4 protein-coding genes are annotated in these 6,388 nt (G+C 69.1%); 1 reads left to right on the forward strand and 3 read right to left on the reverse strand.

Features of this window, described 5'->3' with window-relative positions; genetic code table 11:
* Nucleotides 1–43: 43 nt before the first annotated feature.
* Complete coding sequence (locus H4281_RS42305) at nucleotides 44–253, reverse strand: PspC domain-containing protein (RefSeq protein ID WP_037807882.1); 210 nt, start codon at nucleotides 251–253, stop codon at nucleotides 44–46.
* Nucleotides 254–338: 85 nt separating this feature from the next.
* Nucleotides 339–1,277: an o-succinylbenzoate synthase gene (locus tag H4281_RS42310; RefSeq protein WP_182896469.1), complete on the reverse strand. Its 939-nt coding sequence runs from the start codon at nucleotides 1,275–1,277 to the stop codon at nucleotides 339–341.
* A gap of 68 nt (nucleotides 1,278–1,345) precedes the next feature.
* Between H4281_RS42310 and H4281_RS42315 the strand changes: the two genes are divergently transcribed.
* Complete coding sequence (locus tag H4281_RS42315) at nucleotides 1,346–4,132, forward strand: AfsR/SARP family transcriptional regulator (RefSeq protein ID WP_182896470.1); 2,787 nt, start codon at nucleotides 1,346–1,348, stop codon at nucleotides 4,130–4,132.
* 577 nt (nucleotides 4,133–4,709) lie between these two features.
* Here H4281_RS42315 and H4281_RS42320 read toward each other — a convergent pair.
* Complete coding sequence (locus tag H4281_RS42320) at nucleotides 4,710–5,561, reverse strand: DUF72 domain-containing protein (RefSeq protein ID WP_182896471.1); 852 nt, start codon at nucleotides 5,559–5,561, stop codon at nucleotides 4,710–4,712.
* Nucleotides 5,562–6,388: the final 827 nt, after the last annotated feature.

Here is a 6,388-nt window from a genome sequence, read left to right on the forward strand (position 1 = left end):
CCGGTTCACCCTCGCGGTGGGCCGGGCTTCGCCCGTTCCTGGCTCAGTCTTCGGGAGTCAGGACGGCAGCGGCGGCGTAGACCGGGAGGATCACCCCGGCCGAGAGCACGGCGCCGGCGACCGCGGCGATGCGCACCATCGACGGGTCGACGTTGAGGTAGTTGGCCCATCCGCCGCACACGCCGGTGAGCATGCGGTCGGAGCGGCTGCGGAAGATCTTCTTGGCCGGTGCGGCCTGCACGTTGTCCGTCATGCCAGCAATACTCCGCGACCGGCGTGCGCCGCACATCCGGGATCGCCCCGGAGAAAGCCCCGGGGCCGCGACCCTGAAGTCTCCCTTACCCGCTGATCTTCCGGACCCGCTCGAACCGGTCCAGCCACGCCGCTGCCACCTCGGGCGACGCGGCGAATTCGGCATAGGCGTCGGGTTCCGGGGCCTGCCGCGGCACCGGCAGATAACCGTCCACAGGGGACAGCGTGGTGGTGCAGACATCCCCGCGCAGCAACGACATCGTGCCGAGCCCGCAGGCGAAGTCCAGCTCCGGCAACGCGCCGGCGAGCGCGAGACCGGCGGCCAGCCCGACACTCGTCTCCACGGCTGACGAGACCACACACGGCAGCCCGCACGCCTCCGCGACCTCCAGCGCACGCCGCACTCCGCCGAGCGGGGCGACCTTGAGCACGGCGATGTCGGCAGCTCCGGCGACGGCGACCTTCAGCGGATCTTCCGCGCGGCGGATCGATTCGTCGGCCGCGATCCGCACCGACACCCGACGGCGAACGGCGGCCAGGTCGTCGATCGTGGGGCACGGTTGCTCGGCATACTCCAGTCCACCGGCCGCGCGGTCGAGTTCGCTGAGCGCGTGCACGGCGGTGTCGACGTCCCACGCCGTGTTGGCGTCGACCCGGATCGCACCGGACGGGCCCAGCGCGTCGCGGACCGCTTCGATGCGCGCGCAGTCCTCGGCCAGCGTCGCGCGTTTGTCGGCGACCTTGACCTTCGCCGTGCGGCAGCCGGACGCGCGGACCAGTTCGTGTGCACGTTCGGGCGACACGATGGGGACTGTCGTGTTCACCTCAATCCGGTCGCGGACCGGCTCCGGCCAGCCTTCTTCGCTCGCTTCGAGCGCGGCGGCGAGCCACGGAACGCTCTCGGTGTCCGAATAATCCGCGAACGGGCAGAACTCGCCCCAGCCGGCGGCGCCGCGGAGCAACAGTCCTTCACGGACGGTGATATCCCGGAACCGGGTGTGCAGCGGGAGCGCGTAAACCTGCATGACTGCCGATCATGCCATCGCCGCGGCGACGGGAACCGAGGTGCCGCGGAGGCCGTCTGAACGCCACAATGGAACGTGTGGACGGCCTCGACTTCCGGGTGCTCGGCCCGGCCGAGGTGCTGGCCGGGGACCAGGTGGTGCCGCTGGGCGGCAGCCGCCCGCTGATCGTGCTCGCCGGACTGCTGCTGCGGGCCAACCGGCTCGTTTCGGTCGACGTGCTCGGCCACTGGCTGTGGGGCGACGACCAGCGCCGGTCCAAGGGTGCGCTGCAGACGTATGTGCTGCGGCTGCGCCGGGCGCTCGGCGACGGCGCGGCGATCCGAACCGAACGCGGCGGCTATCGGTTGGAAGTCGACGAGAACGCGGTGGACCTGGGTCGATTCCGCCAGTTCGCGGCACGGGGCCGCAGCGCGGCGGAACGAGGCGAACACCGCCGGGCGGCGGGCTATTTCGAGGACGCGCTCGGGCAATGGCGCGGTTCGGCGCTGCAGAACGTGGAGTCGGACGCGCTGCACCGGGACGAGGTCGGGCAGCTCGCCGAGGAGCGCACGCGGGTCCGCGAGCAGTGGGCCGAGACGCTGCTGACGGTCGGCGAGTACGACACTGTCGTGCCCGAACTGGAGCGGCTGACGCGTGAACATCCGCTGCGGGAACGACCGCACGAGCAGCTGATGTACGCGCTGCTCCGCTCCGGACGGCAGGCCGAGGCGCTGGAGGTGCACCGGCGGATCAGCGGACTGCTCGCCGAGGAACTGGGATTGGACCCTGGTGCCGGACTGCAGCGCGCACACCGGCTCGTATTGGGCGGCGACGAAGGCGCGCGCTTCCGGACTCCGCTGGAACCCCATATACCGCACCAGCTTCCGGCCGATCTGGGTGCCTTCGCCGGTCGAGCCGCGGACCTGAAAGCCTTGCGCGCATTACTGCCGGAGGCTCTCGACGACGGCACCTCCACGCCGATCGCCTCGGTGGAAGGCATGGGCGGACAAGGAAAAACGACCCTGTCCGTCCACTTCGCACACCAGATCGCCGACCGTTTCACCGGCGGGCAAGTATTCCTGGACCTCCGTGGCTACGGTCCAGGCGCACCGGTGTCGCCGATCGCCGCGCTGGAGACAATGCTCCTCGCGCTGGGCGTGCCCGCCGACCGCATCCCGTCCGGTTTGGACGAACGCGCGGCTACCTGGCGCACGTACACCACCGGTCGGCGGCTGCTTATCGTGCTGGACAACGCAAATAGCACCGAACAAGTGCGTTATCTGTTGCCAGGGCCTGGGTGTCTGGTCGTGGTGACGAGCCGCTGGCAGCTGCGCGGACTCGTCGCGACGCATGGCGCCCGGCGAATCGCTTTGTCCGAACTGGACAGTGAAGAGGCGGTGGAACTGCTGGCGTCAGCCATCGGCGTCGAACGAGTGCACGAGGACCCCATCGCGGCTGGCAAGTTCGTGCAGTACTGCGGCGGACTCCCGCTGGCGATCCGAATCCTCGCGGTACGCGCCGCGCAGTTCCCGCGACTGCCGCTGGACGAGTTCGTGGCAGCACTTCCCTCGGACGCCGGCCGGTTGAGCACCTTCGACCTCGGCGACGGTGACGAAACCAATATCCGCACAGTTTTCTCCTATTCCTACCGGGTTTTGTGCCCAGCAGCGGCGCGGTTGCTGCGGTTGCTGGCGCTGTCGGTCGGTCCTGATTTATCGCTGGGCATGGCAGTCGCGCTCAACGGACGGTCCGAAAAGGAGACTCGTAGCGCTCTCGACACGCTCGTTTCGACGCACTTGCTCACCCAGCCGAAACCGGGCCGGTACCAGTTCCACGACCTGATTCGCGCCTACGCGACTGAGCTGTCGGAGCAGGAAGACGACGCCGCCGAGCGCGCCGCGGCCAGCGCGCGCCTGCTCGACTGGTGCATCGCGTCGGCGAGGAACGCGGGTTTGGCGATGCGCCCGCACCAGCTGATGGACGAGATCGGCCCGATCCCGCCTGCCGGAGAGCTCGAGTTTTCCGACTACCATCGAGCGCTGGCGTGGTTCATCGAGGAACACGGGAACCTGCTCTCGGTGATCCAATGGTCTTTCCGGATCGGGCGATACGCGCAATGCTGGCGTTTGGCGTGGTCGCTGTTCACCTACTTCGCCGGCCGCGCCCGCGTCGACGAATGGCGGTACGTCTTCGAGATCGGCCTGCGAGCGGCACGCAATTCCGGCGAGCGACACGGCGAAGCGGCGATCCTCAATGGACTCGGGGTGATCGAAGGAGTAGCCCGGAATTACGTGCTGGCGCGCGAATATCTGGAGCAAGCTCTAGCCGTGCAACTGGAACTGGGCTCGCTGCCGGGTGAGGCGCGGGCGCGCTACAACCTCGCGATGACCGCGCAGGGCGTCGAGGATTTCCCGGAGGCTTACCGGCACGGCCTGCGGTCACTGGAGATCACGCGGGAACTGGGATTCACCTCGGTGGAGGCGAACGTGTTGCGCGCTCTCGGCGACCTGTGCGCGATGATGGGCGACTACCCGCAGGCCCTGTCGCTCGCGGACGAGGCACTGGCCCTGGTCCCGCCGGACGATTTGCCGCAGGGCCGTTTTTCGTTGGCCGCGAGGGCCCGCGCACTGCTCGGCTTGGGTCGGCATGTGGAAGGAATCGAGTGCCTGTCCGAGGCAGTCGACATGTTCTTCGCGATGGACGAGGAGTATGAGGCCGCGGACGTGCTGTCGGAACTGGGCGCCGCACACCTGCGCTACGGCCGCACCGCCGCGGCCCGGGACTGCTGGCTCCGCGCGGTCCGGTTGCTGACCCGATTGGACCACCCGGACGCGGACCGGGTGCGGGCGCAGTTGGCTGGGTTGGTGCGGGGGTAGCTTTTCGCCGCGATGCCGCGATGCCGCGATGCCGCGATGCCGCGATGCCGCGATGCCGCGATGCCGCGATGCCGCGATGCCGCGATGCCGCGATGCCGCGATGCCGCGATGCCGCGATGCCGCGATGGATGGCTGGTTGCGCGTGGTTCGGTTGCTGACGCGGCTGGACCATCCCGGTTCGGACCAGGCGTGTCCGCGATGGGGATCGGTGCGAGGGCCAGTTCGGCCGCATCGCCCCGCGGCGTGATCGGGTGGGGTTGGCTGGTTGCCGTGGCGTGGGGGTGCGGGGCCGCACGGTTCGACGTGTAGTGCTCTGATGGGGCCGGATGCGAGCGCAGTCGGTTGGCTTGCAACGGACGAGGTCCGGTTGTCCTGCGTGCGGCACGAGATTGGTTGGACCACTCCGGGCGAGGCGCGGTTGGCTGGCGCGTGGCCGATCCGGCCGTTCGGCGGAACGCTCGCGGCTGGTCGCCTGAGGGCAGCCGGGCGCGGTGGTCCGCGTGCCGACCCCCAGCGGCAGCACGTAGACCACCGGCGGCCCGTATCACCACCCAACCGAAGTGCGCTCACTGTCCGCTCACTGTGCCGGGTCGGTTTCGGCGGGGAGGCCGAGCAGCCGGGTGAGCGTGACAGCGTTGCGCGGGGCCGCGACTTTGCTGTCGTTGTCGAAGTAGACATGCACGTCGCGGCGGCCGCCGTCGTGCCATTCGGTGATCTTCGCGGCCCAGGCGCGCAGGGCTGAATCGGAGTAATCGCTGGTGTAGAGCTCTTCCGAACCGTGCAACCGGACGTAACTGAAGTCAGTGGTCTGGTCCTCCTGATACGGCCACGGCGCGGCGGCGTCGGAGGTCACCAGCGCTACCCGGTGTTTCTTGAGCAACTCCAGCGCTTCGGGCGTGGTGAAGCTCGGGTGGCGCACTTCGAGCGCGTGCCGCACTGGCCGGTCGGGTCCCGGCTTCAGGAACGGCGAGGACTTCAGTTTGTCGTCGTGCTTCTTCGCGAGCTTGGCTGCCTCGCCGGTGGTGCGGGGGAGTTGGCCCAGGAACGTCGAGACTCGATCGGGGTCGAAGACCAGGCGCGGCGGGAGCTGCCAGAGAAACGGCCCCAGCTTGTCGGCGAGTGCGAGGACGCCGGACGCGTAGAAGTTGGCAAGCGCGGTTTCGACGTCGCGGAGCTGTTTGAGGTGCGTGATGAACCGGCCGCCCTTGACCGCGAACAGGAATCCGGCGGGAGTTTCGGCGTGCCAGCCGAGGTATCGCTCCGGGCGTTGCAGCGAGTAGAAGGACCCGTTGATTTCGACGGCATTCATCTGGCGGGAGAGGTACTCGAGTTCGCGCCGCTGCGGCAGGCCGGGCGGATAGAACGCGCCACGCCACGGCGGGTAACGCCAGCCGGACGTGCCCACTCGGATCTGGCCGATCTCGCTCACCGCCTTTCGCCGCCGAGGATTCCCTCCGGGACGGTTGCGGTAAACGCGTCCGCGCGGCTGTTTTTGGGACAGCCGGGCTAAGGATCGGGACAGCTGTCCTGGACGGAAGGACGCAGGTCTCATGGCGCGGACTCCGTTGCCTGCTCGTCGGGACGGGGCGCGGAGGGGACGGTGAGAGGCGAAGGGGAGACACGGAATGGGACCGACGCGGCCGGTGGCAGCCATATCGACGACGGCACCGAGGGGAACGGCGGCGTTGGAGTAGTCGGAGTCCCGACGCGAGCAGTGGTGGCGGAGTGACCTGGGTCGGCGGAGCGGGCGGTGGCACCAATGCCGCCGGCGGCACCGAGGACGGGCAGAGGTGCCGGAGCACGCAGGGGCACTGATGTGGGCGGTGGCACCACCGCCGATGGGGAGGGCGTGTCGAAGCGGGCAGCGGTGCCGGAGTGTGCGGCGGCAGCGAAGTCGAGGGTCGTACCGAGGGAGCACGGCGGCGCCAACGCCGACAGTCGCGCAGAGGGGATTGCGGCACCGGAGCGGGAGGTGGCACCAGAGCCGACGTTGTTGCCACCGCCAACAACACTGACACCGACGCGTGCGGTGGTGCCGGTGTCGTTGGCGGTGGCACAGAGACGGGTGGCACCAATGGCGACAGCGGTGCTGAGGCGGGCGGTGGTGCGGGAGCGGGCGGTAGTGCTGAGGCGGGCGGTGGTGCCGAGGCGGGTGGCGATGCGGGAGCGGGCGGTATATATATATATATATATACCGTCGCACCAGAACGCCGCGCCGAGACCGCCGCCGCCGAGGTCGTGAGCGTGTTCCCACAT

Origin of the sequence: Amycolatopsis dendrobii (assembly GCF_014145675.1) — a bacterium.
Classification (GTDB): Bacteria; Actinomycetota; Actinomycetes; order Mycobacteriales; family Pseudonocardiaceae; genus Amycolatopsis; species Amycolatopsis dendrobii.